Here is a 16,583-nt window from a genome sequence, read left to right on the forward strand (position 1 = left end):
GGAGGAAACAATCAATGAGTAAGATGGAGTATATGCCGGTAGATTGTCTGCAGGTGCCGAAGGTGCTGTTCCAGATGGAAAAATACAAAAATCTGTCAAATACAGCAAAGATTTTATACAGCTTATTTCTGGATCGTTTGAAATTTGCGGTGCAGAATGGTTGGGTAGATGGTAAGGGGGATTTGTATGTAATTTATCCAAAAAGTGAAATGAAGAAAGACCTGAATACAACCAGATATGGGGTAGATCAGGCAGTACAGGAACTGGTGGAGGTTGGAAATCTGGTGCGTATCATTCCGAACAATGGAAAAGCAAACCACTTTTATATCAACGATATTTATGAAAATGAGATGGAGGAAGAATCAATGATGACATTAGACAGCATTATGGCAAATATGCCGATGGAAGAAAGAGAAATCATTATGGACAAAATGGTGAAAGCATCCAGAGATATTCTGGAAACAATTGCAGATATGGGATATCTGGATGAATATGGGACACCACTGACTTCAATGGAAGAAAGAAATTATCGAGATGAGCTGGGACAGCTTGATGTTGATCAGATTTCCTGTGATGGCTATGAATTTGGCATGGATCTGGCGTTTGGAATTCTTGAAGAGAATGAGGAAAATGCTGATAGAGTACTGGATATTCAGAAATATGTGAACAGGCAGAATAAAAAGTGTTCAAAAAAGAAATTTATGAAAGTTTTGGAGACTCTGGTACACGCAATAGGAAATGATGAAGGATTTATTGCCGATATGTATGCGTGTGATAAAGAGGCTAGGAAAATCTATTTGGAAGAGGCGATGAATGCATTCAATTATGTGCTTGATGAATTATGTCATGGTACAGGTAGTGCGGCAAATTGTGATTTCGATGTAGAAGAGTAGGAAAATATTATGGCAGATTTTGAATATTTCAGAGCAGAAGAATCTGACCAGTTTTCTTTTTTTCGGATACCAAAAGCTCTGTTCACAGAAAAAGAGTTTGCAAGCCTGTCCACAGACGCAAAGCTCCTTTACGGAATTCTGCTTGATCGAATCAGCCTATCCAAGAAAAATGGTTGGATTGACGGTGATGGTTATGTCTATATTATTTACACGATCGCAGAATTGCAGGAGCTGTTGCGAATGTCGCATACGACAGTGACAAAGCTTCTTTATGAGCTTGACAGTGTGCATGGGATTGGATTGATCGAACGGTATCGGCAGGGGAATAATCGTCCTTCTGTCATATATGTGAAAAATTTTGTGAAACGGATCAGAGGAAAGCCAGTAAGATACGTTGCTTCTGGAACGCCAGAAACTGGAAATCCAGACTGCAAAGAATTGGAAATCCGGATTGCAAGAAACTGGAAGTCCGGAACGCAAAAAAATAGAAGTCCGGACTGCAAGAATCTGGATGGAAGTAATACTAAGATAAATAAGACTGAAAAGAATCATACTGATAAGAGTAAGGGCAATACTTCCGCTTTGGAAGAAAAATTCAGTCTGTATGGGAGATTTAAAAATGTTGTTCTGTCGGAAGCTGAACTGCGGGAGTTGATGATGCTTTTTCCATGGGATTACCAGAAACGAATTGATCATCTTTCTGTTTATATGAAATCCAGTGGAAAAGAATATCAGAACCATTTTGCAACAATCTGTCTTTGGGCAGAACGGGATGGAGCCAGGGCAGGAATGGATAAATATGAATTTCAGGAAGGAGAAAGCCTGTGATGGAAAATAAAGTAACAGCAGATTATCTGGACAAAGAGGGATGTCTTCATTGTGGCATCTGTGGAAAAAGAAAACAGATGAAAGTCAGTCTGATGGGATTTGAGCATGTAGTGTCCTGTTTGTGCGAATGCGAGGTGAAAGCCAGACAGGAACTGGATGAGAAGATGCAGCGGGAAGAAGCACAGCGGCTGCTTTATCAGAGAAAATCCGTCGGACTTCGGGAAAGAAGATTCTGGGAATGGAAATTTGAAAATGACAATGGAAGCAACCAGAAGACACTAATTGCCAGGCAGTATGTAGAAAACTGGACAGATATGAAGAGAAAAAATGTAGGATTGCTTTTGATGGGACCAGTTGGAACTGGGAAAAGTTTCTTTGCAGGCTGTATTGCAAATGCACTTTTGGAACAGGGAGAACGTGTCATGATGACGAATTTTTCCAGGATTTTAAATGAAATGACCAGCTATCAGGCAGATAAGAACCAGATTATACAAAATCTTGTGGATTATCCGCTGCTGATTATTGATGATTTAGGAATAGAACGAAATTCTGAGTTTGCTTTGGAGCAGGTCTATAATGTGATAGACAGCCGCTATTGTAAAATGCTTCCGCTGATCATAACAACGAATCTGGGACTGAATGAAATGAAATCCACAGATTTGGATACTGCCCATCAGCGTATTTACAGTAGAATACTTGAAATGTGTGTTCCCATCTATTGTGGTGGAGAAGATAAGAGAAAAGAAGAAGGGACAGAAAAACTCGTACAGGTGCAGAACCTGATTACCGGTTAATTTGTCTTTTTTTATTAAAGGGGGTGATTGCCATGATTACAGATCTGGACAGCAGTTGAATCGCTGAAAGGAGGGAAAAGTCATGCAGGAAGAGGTAACTCAGAAAACGGTCACGTTCTGTATTCGGGCTACTAAGATTACAGCAGACCTGTTGAAAAAGGTTCTTGTTGCGTATCTGCGTCATCAGAAGCAGAAATCAGTAGAGAAGAAAGCACAGAAAAATCAGCCGAAACAGGGAAAGGTCACGGTAAAAGAGCTGGCAAAACAGAATGCCGGGATGGTCAATATCGAGATCACGGACAAAAATATCAAGTCCTTTGAACGGTATGCCAGAAAATACGGGATCAATTATGCTCTGAAAAAAGACAAGAGCAAAGAGCCTCCGGTTTATCTGGTATTCTTCAAGGGACGTGATCAGGATGCACTCAATGCTGCTTTCCGTGAGTTTTCCCAGAAACAGATTCAAAAAGCGAATAAACCTTCTATTCATAAGCGTCTTGCAGCTTACCGGGCAATGATGCCAAAGAAATCGAAGGACAAAGTAAAGAACCGGCATCAGGAGCAGAGCCGATATATCGGTTAAACGATCTGATTAAGCAGAAAGATATCACAGTGAATGAAGCGGCGGTGCGCTCAGGCGTCCCGCCTTCAACACTGAAAAATATTTTGTATGGACAAAGCAGGAATGCTGGCGTAGTTACAATTAAAAAGATATGCGATGGATTGGATATTACAATACAGGAATTTTTTGAAGATCCCATCTTTGCAGATTTGGAACCGGAGTTATAGGAACAGGCAAATAATCTTAGGATTCAGATTCTGCAAGATGGTTTTTTTATGGGAAAGGGTTAGAAGAAACTAACACTGGAGGATGAATATGTGTAAAATAGCAATTTGCGACGATGATAAAGAATACAGGGAGAAAATAAAGACGGTCATAGAAACGGAAGGGATTCTGTCTTCGAATGAGATACGGTTTTATGAATATGAATCAGGAAAAGAATTATTGGAAGATGCGGATATTTTGCATGATCTGATTTTTATGGATATGCGTATGCCTGGATTGGATGGAAATAAAACAGTACTGAAGCTGAGGGAATATAATGAAGCAGCGATATTGGTGTTCTGCTCCGGCTGTTTTGAACCGACTCCTGACAGCATTAATGTTGGACAACCGTTCCGGTACATCATGAAGGATCTGCATGACAGAAGTCTGAAAAAGGAAATACCTATGATTTTATTAAAAGTGAAATTGTGCTGTGGAGATTCTTCCGTGACAGTTACATCGGCGGGAAGGATAATGCGCATATGATTGCGTCTATGGTTGTGTTCCGGGGAAATATATGGAAGAAGCTGGTTACGGTATGCTGCTATTATGTGCTGGCAATTATTCCCGAATTTCTCTTTGCGGCACTTACGAATGCATATGGCGTGACTGGTGCGTCCGAGGGCTTCAGGACTGAAACAGAAAAGACATTAGCACTCCTGCTGATGAGTACCATGACATTTCTGTTTATTAAATGCATTAATCAGGTAACAAGGAAAAGGGATTATCTGACGATTGAAAATAAAACATTTACAGTGCTGCTCATGCTGCCAACCGCAACGATCGTTATGTTAGGATGTATGTTTTATTCGCACACTTCTTTTGAAGGAATGAACAGGGTCATGGTTCCGGTAGGAGCTTCGCTTCTGTTAATGACGAATATCTTCATTTTCACAGTATTTGACAGGTTTGTAGAAAAATCAGAAGAAGTGAAGAAGATGGACCGGCTATACCAGAAAAGCAGGGCGGAGATTGCCAATCTGCAGTATATGAATAAGGTTAATGAGGATAACAGAGCATTCTTACACGATATAAATAAATTTATCTGTACAGTAGCCGGCTTGATAGAAGAAGGAGAGAATCAAGAGGTTAAGGACATCATGGAACATTTAGGCGTCCGGATTCAGAATCTTCAAAAAAGTGTATATTGTGAGCATCCGATCTTGAACAGCATCCTATGTGAAAGAAAATTTCTTGCAGAATCTAAGGATATATCCTATAGGATTACCCTGGGTAATGATCTCAGACTGGATTTTCTGGAAGAGTTGGATTTGATCTCGATCGTAGGGAATCTTTTGGATAACGCACTGGAAGCGGCAGAAAAGACAGAAGATGGCAGATATGTGGAATGCAGGATGTATATGGGAAATGCGGGGCATTTCCTTGTCATGGAATTTTGCAATGGGTATGTCGTCCCTCTGTTAAAGGACAAGGACAGGTACATAAGCACCAAAAGAGACGCGGACAGTCACGGGATCGGACTGCACACGGTTGGAAAACTGGTTAAAAAGTATGCGGGAATTATGCGAGTGGAGGCAGGAGAACGGGAGTTCTCTGTTAAGCTGATCTTTACAATCAAATAAGGACGTGCAAAAATCGCCCAAAAAGTTACCGTTTTTGCCACGGTAATTGAAAAGAGGGCGATTTTTGTGTAAACTTTCGGAAAAAAGGAGGCTTTGTAACTATGAAAAAAATAATCAGAAAAAACCTGGGAATCAAACTGCTTGGAGCTGTAAACTGTCTTGCACTCTGCTTGACGGCGTATACGGCAAATCTGGCGTGCAACTGGCTGTACTATCAGGAAGATGAGCCGGAAGAAGTTAAGAAAATGAGGAAATTCTAGTGTGGAAAAAAATGGCTGGCCGGCTTTTTGAACTACAAAGCAGGAATGGGATTCTTGAAGAGAAAGACCGCAGGCTGTATGAATATGCTTACGGCGTACTGCTGGGCAGGGTGGTAATATACCTTATCATCGTCATACTTGGCATCATAACGGGGAATTGGATGGAGATGATAGTCTTTTTATTGCCCTTTACTGTTTTAAGGCAGTATGCCGGAGGGATTCATTTGGAAAAGGCAGGGGGCTGCATGGCTGTTTCCGGTATCCTTGTCCTTCTATGCAGTCTGTATCTGGCGTCTGCTCCGGCTGTAATATGGCAAATGCGGATCATATGGTTTGTCGCAGTTGGCGTTATATTTATCATGGCGCCGGTAGATGCCAGCAGCAAGAAGTTGGATGCGAAAGAGAAAAAAGTTTATGGGATGCGCGCGAGGGTAATTTTAGTTATTGAATGCGCGATAGCAGGTGTTTTTTCTGTGATTGGATATTCCCTGATCGTAAACGGGATTATGGTAGCGCATATTGTTTTGGCGTCCGGTTTGATATTGGGATGGATCAAAAATTTTTTTGACAAAGAGTTAGATGTAACTAATTACAGGTAGAAATAAGAAGTGATTGAGAAAAACATATTACAAAATGATGGTAAACAGAGAGAAAAAGAACATTATGCCAGAGGAATATAAAAGTGAATATGAAATTGATAAAAAATACGGAAAATATTAGTAAAGAGAAAATAACCTTGTTTTGTCTGCCATTTGCGGGAGGCGGTGCTTCTGCTTATAACCAGTGGGCGAAAAAGATGCAGGGGAAAGTAACGGTATGTCCAGTTCAGCTTCCGGGAAGGGAAGAACAGATCATGGAGAAACCGTATATAGATATGTCGGTTATGTTAGATGACCTGGAAGAGGCTGTAAGAAAGGTTGTGTACGGACCGTATGCCTTATGGGGACACAGTATGGGTGGGAAGATCTCTTATGAGCTGGAAAAACGGTTGGAGGCAGCGGGATATACTGCAAAATGTCTGTTTATTTCCGGCAGCCGGGTTCCTAGTATTCCGGAGCCAAATCCAATCTATCATCTTCCGGATGAAGCGTTTAAGAGGGAACTGGGAAGATTTGAAGGGACGCCAAAAGAGATACTAGAGAATCAGGAATTGTTGGATTTCTTTCTGCCTATGCTGCGGGCGGATTTTACCATGGATGAAACGTATTATGATAAAGCGGGAGTAGTGCTGCATACACCTATCTCTGCATTTGGCGGAGAAAAGGACGACGAAGCGGATGAGAGTGCGATCTTGGAATGGGGAAAGTATACGGACAATGATTTTAACTACCGGATATTTCCGGGAGGACATTTTTATCTGAGGGATTGTGAAGACGAAGTAATAAGTGAGGTCATGAGACTGCTTTAGAGAATGAAAAATGGAGATTAAACGATACGGAGAAAAGGAATTTCTGTCAGCAGACAAACTTTATATCCGTGAAAATGAGATACATATATGGTGTATCCGCTGGCCTGAAATGACAGATTTCTGGAAGAACCATGAATATATCCTGAGTGGGCAGGAATTGGAGCAAGCCGGAAGATTCCGTTTTCCTGAAGACAGGATGCGTTATATAGCCGGGAAGGTTGTCGTGCGGATCCTCTTAAAAAGATACTTAGATATGGAAACGATTGATTTTTCTGTCAATGAACTGGGTAAGCCTTATCATAAAAAGATTGCGGGAAAGCGGACAGTGGATTTTAACATTTCGCACTCGGGTGAATTCATACTGGCGGTATTCGCTGTCGGAATGGATATCGGAGTAGATGTGCAGGAGATGGCAGAGTGCCCGGACTATAGGGAGATAGCGGAAAATTTTTATACTGCAGAAGAAGCGGAAGATGTAAAAAATGAAGGACCGGATCTGTTTTTTCAGTACTGGGCGGCGAAAGAGGCATATGTAAAGGCGCTTGGAATTGGATTAGGAAGAGGAATGGATTTCTTCTCTGTCAGAAACGAGAAAATTGCAGAAAAAGATAAGAAAGATCAGGACTGGTTTCTGTATCCGGTCAGGATCAAAGGATATGCTGCGTATGTGGCGGCGCATAAGAAAGGAGACAGATAAAATGGGTTATAAGAAAGATATGAGCAAATATGAGAATCTGGAAGGCTGGGAGAGATGTGGATTTGGAGAACAGCTTGATAGGTGGGCGGAAAAATATGGAGAAAGAATTGCGGTCACGGACAGTGAAGACGAGATCAGTTATATGGAATTAAAGCAAAAAGCAGATTGTCTTGCGGCAGCTTTTCTGCGTAAAGGGATTTTAAAGGGAGACAAAGTGCTTGTGCAGCTTCCGAACAGGATTTCTTTTGTGATCGTGTTTTTTGCGCTTTCCAAGATTGGGGCGGTGCCAATCATGATGCTGCCGGCCCACAGGGAGGCGGAACTGGAAGGAATTATTGAACTGGCAAAGCCGGCCGCTTATATTGTGGTGGAGAAATATCTGGGATTTTCATATGTGCCGATGGCAAATGCGATGAAAGAGAAATATTCATGTATCCGGCATATATTTGTAGATAGCGAATCCGGGGATATCAGTGGAATGATTGCGGAAACGTATGGAGAAAATGGAGCATTTCCGGCTGTGGATGGGTATGAAACGGCGGTGCTTTTGCTGTCCGGCGGGACGACAGGGGTTCCGAAACTGATTCCGCGCACCCATACGGATTATATGTATAATGCCCGCATGTCCGCGAAGAGATGCCGTCTGGATAGCAGTGACGTTTATCTGGCGTCTCTTCCGGTAGCTCATAATTTCCCGTTATGCTGCCCGGGGCTTTTAGGCACGCTGGACGTGGGAGGAAAAGTTGTGCTTGCGTCTGCGACCAGCCCGGATGATATCCTTGACGCAATTACAGAGGAAGGTGTCACGATAACGGCATTGGTTCCTGCTATGGTTACTGTGTGCATGGAAATGCTGGAATGGGATGAAGATTATGATATATCCAGCCTGCGGATTTTGCAGGTGGGCGGCGCAATGCTGGAAGATTCCCTTGCGGATAAGATCATTGAAGAATGGCCGTGTAAACTGATGCAGGTATTTGGTACGGCGGAGGGGCTACTGTCCTTTACTAGCCCGGAGGATGAAGGTTCCCTGATCGCAAGATGCCAGGGAACTCCGGTGTCTCCTGCGGATGAAGTGAAGATTGTGGATGAAGAAGATAAGGCCGTACCGGAAGGAGTTTTTGGGGAATTATTATCCAGAGGCCCGTATACGATTGATGGTTATTATATGGCGGAGGAAGCGAATAAAAAGAGCTTTACGTCGGACGGATTTTACCGGACGGGCGATAAAGCTATGTGGACGAAAGACGGAAGGTTACGTTTGGGCGGGAGGATCAAAGAGCAGATTAACCGCGCCGGAGAAAAGATCATGCCTTCAGAGATTGAAGCTTATCTTTGCAGGCATTCGAAAATCAAAGAGGCAGCCGTTGTCGGCGTTACGGATGAAACCCTTGGAAACCGGATATGTGCATTCCTTGTGACCGATGATGAAACCGGGATCGATTTGCAGGAAATACACAGGTTCCTGCGGGAAATAGGCGTTGCGGCGTATAAAATGCCGGATCAGATAGAACGGGTAGAGACATGGCCGCTGACCAGCGTAGGAAAAATAGATAAGAAAGCATTAGAACGTATGGCGCAGGAAAAATAGAAGGAGACAGAATCATGGAATATATAGAGATAAAGGAACAGATCAAACAAAAGCTGCCGGTAGCCAGAGATTTGGGGGATTCCGAAAATCTGCTGGAGCTTGGGCTTTCATCCCTGACAATCATGCGTCTGGTAAACCAGTGGAGAAAACAGGGGGTTAAGGTTTCATTCGGTTCATTGATGGAAAATCCTACCCTTGAAGGCTGGTGGGCGCTGATCCAGCGCAGCATGAAGAAAAAAGCGGGCAAAAAACGGGCGCAAGAATCTAAGATAACGCCGGAAAAGGATATGAAACAGCCGTTTCCTTTAACAGACGTACAGTATGCATATTGGGTTGGCAGGGATGAAGAACAGGCTCTTGGAGGAATAGACTGTCATGCGTATTTAGAGTTTGATGGGGGAAATATAGATCCGGAGCGTCTGGAAAAAGCATGGAATGTACTGCAGTATCATCATCCTATGCTGCGCGCCTGCTTTTTGGATGATGGAACACAGAAAATCCTGGATAAGCCGTATTGTGAAAAAATAAAGGTTCATGATTTTTCCCGGATGTCATCTGAGGAAGCAGAGGCAATGGCAGTATCTGTCAGAGAACGTTTATCCCATCGGAAGTTAAAGATTGAGGAAGGCGAAGTAGCAGGAATAGAGCTTACGCTTTTTCCTGAAAATAAGGCACGCCTTCATGTGGACATGGCACTTTTGGTTGCTGATGTACAGAGTCTGCAGATATTATTGAGGGATTTGGCATCTGCTTACCGAGGGGAAAACCTGCCGAAAGAATCAAAAGGGTGGAATTTTGCTTCCTATCTAGAACGGCAGAAACAGGAAGAAGGGGAGGAACGGAAAAACGCAGAAAAATACTGGAAGAATCGTTTAGAGCATTTGCCAAAAGGCCCTGACCTTCCATTGGCAAAACGTCCGCAAGAAGTGGAAAAAACGGTGTTCAACCGCAGGATTGTGAGAATCGAAAAGGAAGAATGGGATCATTTGCAAATGCGGGCAAAAAAATACCAGACAACTCCGGCAATGGTTCTTCTTACTGCATATGCGGTGGTTCTGGAACGATGGAGCAGGAATCATTGTTTCCTTATTAACATTCCGTTTTTTAACCGGAAAACAGAGCAGCAGGGGTTAGAGGAAGTAATAGCAGATTTTACTACTCTGTTATTGCTGGAGATTAACTGCGAAGAAAATCCGACTTTTGCGGAATTGTTGGACAGGATTCAGAAGCAGCTTCATGAGGATATGAAGTATACGGCATATTCCGGCGTGCAAGTACAGAGAGACATTGCGCAGATGTGTGGTGACGCATCGGCAGTGGCGCCGGTTGTTTTTGCCTGCAATCTGGGAACGCCGTTGGTAAATGATACGTTCCGGAATGAACTGGGGCAGTTTTCCTATATGATTTCCCAGACGCCGCAGGTGTGGAATGATTTTCAGAGTTATGAAGATGAAAATGGCGTACAGCTTACATGGGACAGCGTGGATGAGTTATTCCCGGAGAATATGATCCCGGATATGTTGGAGAGTTTTGAGATTCTTCTGCATGAATTGGGAAAGAAGGACTGGAATCAGAGATTTGATGTGCTTCCTGAAAAAAGAAAAAGAGAAATTGAAGATACAGCGCGTACAGGAGTGCCGGAGCGTGTGGAATGCCTGCATTGGGCTGTTATGAACCATGCGGAAGTTTGCCCGGAAGATATTGCGCTTATTGATGCGGGAAGCGGAAGATCGGTATCCTATGGGGAATTAAAAGCACGGGCAACAGCAGTGGCGGCAGGAATTTCAGAAAAGGATATTAAGGGCGTCCCGGTTGCACTTACCCTGCCGCGCGGGATAGAACAGATCGAGTCGGCATTAGGAATTTTGCTTTCCGGAAATTCATACCTTCCGGTCAGCTTAAGCCAGCCTAAAGATCGGAGAGCGTTAATCCATGAGAAGACGGGAGTCCGCTATGTGGTCACGAATCGGGAATTATCCGAAAAACTGGACTGGCCGGAAGGTACGGAAATCCTTGTGATGGAAGGTATGGAAGAGGGACAGGAAAATGTGAGACTGCCAGAGGTGTCGCCGAAGGACAGCGCCTATATCATCATGACGTCAGGCTCTACAGGTGTTCCGAAGGGTGTAGAGATTGCGCATGAAAGCGCATGGAATACGGTTCAGGATATTAATGAAAAGTACCATGTGACAAGTGCAGATCGGGCGCTGGCTGTATCAGCTATGGATTTTGACCTGTCGGTATATGATGTTTTTGGAATTTTAGGCGCAGGAGGAACATTGGTATTGCTTCCAGAGCAGGAGAGAAGGAATGCGGATTACTGGCTGGAACAAGTGTTGAAATATCAGATTACCGTTTGGAATTCAGTGCCGGTGCTTCTGGATATGCTTTTGATACGGGCGGAATCCATGAAACAGAAACTGCCGATCAGGGCGGTTATGCTTTCCGGAGATTGGATTGGGATGGATCTCCCGCAGAGGGTTGCGGCATGGACAGAGGATTGCCAGTTTGTCGCTATGGGAGGAGCTACAGAGGCAAGTATCTGGTCCAATTATCAGAATGTTACCCTGCCGATGCCGAAAAACTGGAAATCTATTCCCTATGGAAAGCCACTCAGATATCAGGCATATCGTGTTGTGGATGAGTATGGAAGGGATTGCCCTTACTGGGCAGAAGGCGAACTCTGGATTGGCGGTTTTGGTGTAGCAAAAGGATATAGGGGAGATTCTGCGCTTACGGGGCAGAAATTTATCACAGATCAGTATGGAAGATGGTATCGGACCGGTGATCTCGGAAGAATCTGGGATGATGAGATAATTGAATTTTTGGGAAGAAAAGATCATCAGGTAAAGATCCGTGGACACAGGATTGAATTGGGAGAAATTGAACATGCGATTCAGGAGTTTCCGGGTGTGGCTCATGCAGTTGTTGATACAGTTAGTGATGGTCATGGCAATAAAACGCTGGCTGCTTATATCGGAGCGCCGATACAGGAAGATTCTAAAGTTACAACGTATTTGTACGGCACAGATATCTTTGGCGGGGGCTGGAAAGAACTGAAGGATGATGTCAGCAATTGGCAGATGCAGCAGGAACGGAAGACAGCATACAAAAATTTCCTTGCCTATGCAGACCAGAGATGTGTACAGCTTATGCTGGAGACACTCATAGAGTTAGGCATTTTTGTATCAGAGAAGGAAGTTCTTTCGCAGAAGGAAATTTTTGAAAAAGGGAGCATTACGGAAACACAGAAGAATACTGTGGCAAGATGGTTGGAAATTTTAAAGAAGGAAGGAATCCTGAGAGAAGAGGACGGCAGACTATCGCGTACCGGGAAGGAAGTGGCTGTACCGGAAAAAGCTGGAGATACGGAAACGTATTTTAATAAACTGAAGCCGTATCTGAAGCATATGGTTACTGGGAATGAAGTTCCGCTGGACGTATTTTACCAGAAAGAGCCGGCTTTGGCTCCGAATATGCTGCTTCGGAGGATTCCGGGCTGCGAGGAAACAGTGGAAAGACTGGTGCAGGGATTAAGGCTTCTGGCAGAAGAACGCAGAAAAGAGCCACTCCAGATTATAGAAATTGGTACAAGGGACACTGCAATTACAAGACAGTTTTTGAATGCACTGGAAGATGTAAGCGTGGCTTATACTTATGCGGATTCTTCAAAATATTTTCTGCAGGAAGCAGAGAAAGAACTTGCGGGATATGAGAGAGTCGAGTTTGAGATGCTGAATCTGGAAGAAGGCATGGATAAGCAGCAGATGTCCTTGCATAGTTATGACATTGTGATATCGGTAAATGCTTTACATAGAAATATTGATGCTGCGGATGCGGTAAAGAAAGTAGCGGAATTACTGAAGCCAAACGGAATATTGCTGATGACTGACCTTGTGGTAAGGACATACCTTCAGGAACTTACAGCGGCTTTTTTGGAAAATGGTTTTGCGGATATTCGGGACAAGAGAAAAGAAGCAGGGCTGGTTACCCCGGATTGCCTGCTGTGGAGAGAATGTTTATCAGAGGCAGGATTGGGCGAAGACTGTGCTGTGACAGAGAGATATGGAAGATGTATATGCTGCAGCAGACAGCAGGCGTCTGTCCTGTCCTATCATAATGGAGCACTAAGGGAATATCTGTCAGAAAAACTGCCGGAGTATATGGTTCCACAGAATTATCATTTCATGGAGCAGCTCCCAACATTGTCCAATGGGAAGATTAACAGGAAGCAATTGCGGGAAGATTTTAAAGAAGAAACTGCGGTTATCCGATTTTCAAAGGCAACGACAGAAACAGAAGAAAAGCTTTTAGATATCTGGAAACAATTATTTGGATATGAAAATATCGGAATTGAAGATAATTATTTTAGCCTTGGGGGAGACTCGCTGATTGCCACAAGGTTGATCTCGGAAGTACAGAAAACCTTCGGCTGCAAAATAACGATCAGCACGATTTTTGAAAATCTGACCGTAAAATCTCTGGCAAAAGCTATTGAACAGTCCGAACAGAAAGAAGAAGATACACTGCAGATCAAACCGAATCTGGAGGAAGCATATCATCCGTTCCCATTAACCGATGTGCAGTATGCTTACTGGCTTGGCAGAAGCGGATTGTATGAATTGGGGAATGTTGCAACGCACTGTTATTTTGAACTGGATGCAGACGGCCTTGATACTGAGTGCGCAGAGACGGCATGGAATCTGTTGATACAGAGGCATGGGATGATGCGTGTTATTATCCAGCCGGATGGTATGCAGCGCATACTGGAGAATACTCCCCAGTATCATATTGACGTGACGGATATCCGACAATTGGAAGTGACAGAAAAAGAAAAGGCATTGGATGAAAAACGGGCAGAGATGTCTCATCAGGTAATTCAGACAGATGAATGGCCTCTGTTTGATGTGCGAATCACTAAAATAGAGGACCAGAAGCATAGAATCCATATCAGTTTTGACAATATTATCTTTGATGGCTGGAGTATGTTCCATCTCTTAAATGAGTGGGCAGAAGTATATCGAAATGGAAAAGCGGAAATGCCGATTACTTTGTCTTTCCGGGATTACGTGCTGGGACTGGAGCAGATAAAGTCTACCTCTGCTTATGAGAAAGATAAAAAATATTGGGAAGACCGGGTGGAGACTTTTGCGGACGCACCGGATCTGCCGCTTGCAAAGAACGAAAGCCAGATTACAGAGCAGCGTTTCTGTCGCCGGAGCGCAAAACTGTCACAGAAAGAATGGCAGTCTGTAAAAGACGCGGCGGGAAGACTGGAGGTAACGCCTTCTGTTCTTTTGATGAGTGCTTATGCGGAGACTCTCCGCTTGTGGAGCGGTAATAAGGATTTTACACTTAATCTGACGCAGTTTGACCGGAAACAATTGCATCCGGAAGTGAACAATCTGGTTGGAGATTTTACAACACTGACATTGCTGGAGATAAAGAATGCAGGGAATAATTTTGCGGAAAGGACAAAGGCAATTCAGAAGCAGCTTACAGAAGATCTGGAGCATACAGCTTATGGCGCGGTTGAACTGGAGCGCGAATTAAAGAAAAAGACTGGAAATATGCGGGGCGCTATTATGCCGGTAGTGTTTACCAGTGGCCTTGGCGTGGAGCAGTGGAATGAAGGAAAGTGGCTTGGAAAACTGAACTATAACATTTCACAGACGCCGCAGGTGTGGCTGGATCATCAGGTGGTTGAAATGGATGGCTGTTTATGCCTGTTTTGGGATTCCGTGGACGAATTATTTTATCCGGGAATGCTGGATGAGATGTTCCGGGCATATACCGGCCTGCTTCATACGCTAGCAGTTCATCCGGAGATCATGCAGGAAAAAACGGCAAGTCTGGTAACAGCGGAAATTTCAGAAAAACGGCGTCAGGCGAATGAAACGGCGGCTGAATTTGAAGAGAAAACGTTGGATGGATTATTCTTGGAGGCGGCAGACAAATTTCCGGATAAGGAGGCGCTGGTAACGTGCAGCAGGCGGATGACTTATCGGGAGATAAAAGAAGAGGCGTTTTACATTTCCGGGCAGTTGAAGAGCATGGGAATAAAAAAAGAAGAGACGGTAGCTGTATTTATGGAAAAAGGGTGGGAGCAGGTAGTTGCTGTTTATGGAATCCTGTTTGCCGGAGCCGCATATCTTCCGATAGATATCCATAATCCGAGAGAACGAGTTGAAAAGATTCTCCGTGACAGTGGAACAAGAATCATTCTTGTGCAGAATCAGGCGTATGATCAGGATACCGAATGGCTGCACGAGTGGGATTGTATTTCTGTGTCTGGATTAAAAACCGATTCTGAATACAAAGCACAGGAGAATAAGGCGGGAGACCTTGCGTATGTAATCTATACGTCGGGAACAACCGGGATGCCGAAAGGAGTAATGATTACTCACCATAATGCAGTGAATACAATACTGGATATCAATGCACGCTATCAGATTACAGAACAGGATACGGCGTTTGGAATCTCCAATCTTCATTTTGACCTGTCTGTTTATGATGTTTTTGGCGTTTTAGGCGCAGGTGGGAAATTGGTTCTTCCGGATCCGGAATATGGAAAAGATCCAGCGCATTGGATTCACTGGTTGAATCATGAGAATATTACCGTATGGAACAGCGTGCCAGCTTTTGTAGAAATGCTGGCAGAATATGAGGAATATCAAAGGCAGGTAACTTCACAATCGTTGCGGTTGGTAATGATGAGTGGCGACTGGGTTCCGGTTTCACTTCCGGGGAGAATCCGTAATCTGTTTCAGAATGTTGAGATTGTTGCACTTGGAGGAGCGACGGAAGGCAGTATTTGGTCCAATCATTTCGAGATCCCAGAGATTGTGCCGGAAGATTGGAAGAGTATTCCGTATGGGAAACCGCTTGCAAACCAGAAGTATTATGTTCTGGATCAGAATATGGAAGATTGCCCTGACTGGGTACCGGGAACACTTTATATTGCCGGAGATGGCGTTGCACAGGGATATTTAAACGATAATGAAAAAACAGAAGAAAAGTTTGTTGTTTTAGATAGAACTGGGGAACGATTGTATTGTACTGGAGATGTGGGACGGTATTGGAATGAAGGTAATATTGAATTTCTTGGAAGATTGGATAATCAGGTAAAAATCAATGGATATCGGGTAGAATTGGGCGAAATTGAAGCTGCATTACGAAGGATTCAAGGTATAACTGAAGCGTTTGTTTTTTTTAAAAGGGATAATGCGATAGAAGACATATGTGCTGTATTAGTAGAGGAAAAAAGGTATCGTGACCGGATAGACAAGTTTTATAAGGAAATGTTAAAAAAAGATCTTCCGATCTATATGATTCCAACAGAATATATTAAAACGAATGCTATTCCGCTTAATTCAAATGGGAAAAAGGATATTCATAAAATTTTGATTGTTGCAGAAAAAAATAGAAAGCCTATTTTTAAAAAGAATAATAATTGTAAACAGCTTACTCAACTTCAGGAGCAATTACTCGCAATTTGGAGAGAAGTTTTAAAAATTGAAAATATTGATATAAATGATAACTTTTTTGAAATAGGTGGAAATTCGATACAGGCAATACAAATTACTAACCAAATGACGGAGAAAATAGGGTGTTTTATGGATATCGGCAAGTTATTTGAGTATCCGACTATCAGCAAAATCGAAAGATATATATTAGAGGAAACGTAATGAGTAAATACATAT

The 16,583-nt window shown here is 43.3% G+C and carries 13 protein-coding genes; all 13 read left to right on the forward strand.

All coding sequences use genetic code 11. The annotated features are described in order from the left end of the window. Nucleotides 1–14 precede the first annotated feature (14 nt). Complete coding sequence (locus tag LKD36_RS11890) at nucleotides 15–893, forward strand: replication initiator protein A (protein ID WP_109273656.1); 879 nt, start codon at nucleotides 15–17, stop codon at nucleotides 891–893. A 9-nt stretch (nucleotides 894–902) separates the two neighbouring features. Then, nucleotides 903–1,721 carry a replication initiator protein A gene (locus tag LKD36_RS11895; RefSeq protein ID WP_216244430.1) on the forward strand — a complete coding sequence of 273 codons (819 nt, stop codon included), beginning with the start codon at nucleotides 903–905 and terminating at the stop codon, nucleotides 1,719–1,721. Further along, complete coding sequence (locus LKD36_RS11900; RefSeq protein ID WP_118440636.1) at nucleotides 1,721–2,515, forward strand: ATP-binding protein; 795 nt, start codon at nucleotides 1,721–1,723, stop codon at nucleotides 2,513–2,515. The genes LKD36_RS11895 and LKD36_RS11900 overlap by 1 nt, the downstream gene beginning before the upstream one ends. A gap of 82 nt (nucleotides 2,516–2,597) precedes the next feature. Beyond that, nucleotides 2,598–3,098 (forward strand): PcfB family protein, encoded by a 501-nt coding sequence (locus LKD36_RS11905; RefSeq protein ID WP_308459725.1) that lies wholly within the window; start codon nucleotides 2,598–2,600, stop codon nucleotides 3,096–3,098. An 8-nt stretch (nucleotides 3,099–3,106) separates the two neighbouring features. After that, the gene (locus LKD36_RS11910) at nucleotides 3,107–3,304 is read left to right on the forward strand and encodes a helix-turn-helix domain-containing protein (protein ID WP_308459745.1); all 198 of its coding nucleotides are present in this window, start codon (nucleotides 3,107–3,109) and stop codon (nucleotides 3,302–3,304) included. Nucleotides 3,305–3,392: 88 nt separating this feature from the next. After that, complete coding sequence (locus LKD36_RS11915) at nucleotides 3,393–3,827, forward strand: response regulator (protein ID WP_308459726.1); 435 nt, start codon at nucleotides 3,393–3,395, stop codon at nucleotides 3,825–3,827. Continuing rightward, nucleotides 3,824–4,924, forward strand: a complete 1,101-nt coding sequence (locus LKD36_RS11920; protein WP_308459727.1) for a sensor histidine kinase — start codon at nucleotides 3,824–3,826, stop codon at nucleotides 4,922–4,924. The genes LKD36_RS11915 and LKD36_RS11920 overlap by 4 nt, the downstream gene beginning before the upstream one ends. Before the next feature lie 101 nt (nucleotides 4,925–5,025). Next, nucleotides 5,026–5,184, forward strand: a complete 159-nt coding sequence (locus LKD36_RS11925) for a cyclic lactone autoinducer peptide (RefSeq protein WP_005344225.1) — start codon at nucleotides 5,026–5,028, stop codon at nucleotides 5,182–5,184. Next, on the forward strand, nucleotides 5,184–5,783 hold the full coding sequence (locus LKD36_RS11930; protein ID WP_055650139.1) for an accessory gene regulator ArgB-like protein: 600 nt from the start codon (nucleotides 5,184–5,186) through the stop codon (nucleotides 5,781–5,783). Before LKD36_RS11925 ends, LKD36_RS11930 begins: the two co-directional genes overlap by 1 nt. An 89-nt stretch (nucleotides 5,784–5,872) precedes the next feature. Next, a complete protein-coding gene (locus LKD36_RS11935) occupies nucleotides 5,873–6,592 on the forward strand; it encodes a thioesterase II family protein (protein ID WP_179961961.1) in 720 nt (239 codons plus the stop codon). A gap of 10 nt (nucleotides 6,593–6,602) precedes the next feature. After that, nucleotides 6,603–7,289 (forward strand): 4'-phosphopantetheinyl transferase family protein, encoded by a 687-nt coding sequence (locus LKD36_RS11940; RefSeq protein WP_117457266.1) that lies wholly within the window; start codon nucleotides 6,603–6,605, stop codon nucleotides 7,287–7,289. A gap of 1 nt (nucleotide 7,290) precedes the next feature. Then, nucleotides 7,291–8,880 carry a (2,3-dihydroxybenzoyl)adenylate synthase gene (locus LKD36_RS11945; RefSeq protein WP_227589480.1) on the forward strand — a complete coding sequence of 530 codons (1,590 nt, stop codon included), beginning with the start codon at nucleotides 7,291–7,293 and terminating at the stop codon, nucleotides 8,878–8,880. A gap of 14 nt (nucleotides 8,881–8,894) precedes the next feature. Then, nucleotides 8,895–16,568, forward strand: coding sequence for a non-ribosomal peptide synthetase (locus LKD36_RS11950; RefSeq protein WP_227589479.1), 7,674 nt, complete (start codon nucleotides 8,895–8,897; stop codon nucleotides 16,566–16,568). The last annotated feature ends 15 nt before the right edge of the window (nucleotides 16,569–16,583 follow it).

The sequence above is a fragment of the Hominiventricola filiformis genome (assembly GCF_020686965.1).
GTDB lineage: Bacteria > Bacillota > Clostridia > Lachnospirales > Lachnospiraceae > Hominiventricola > Hominiventricola filiformis.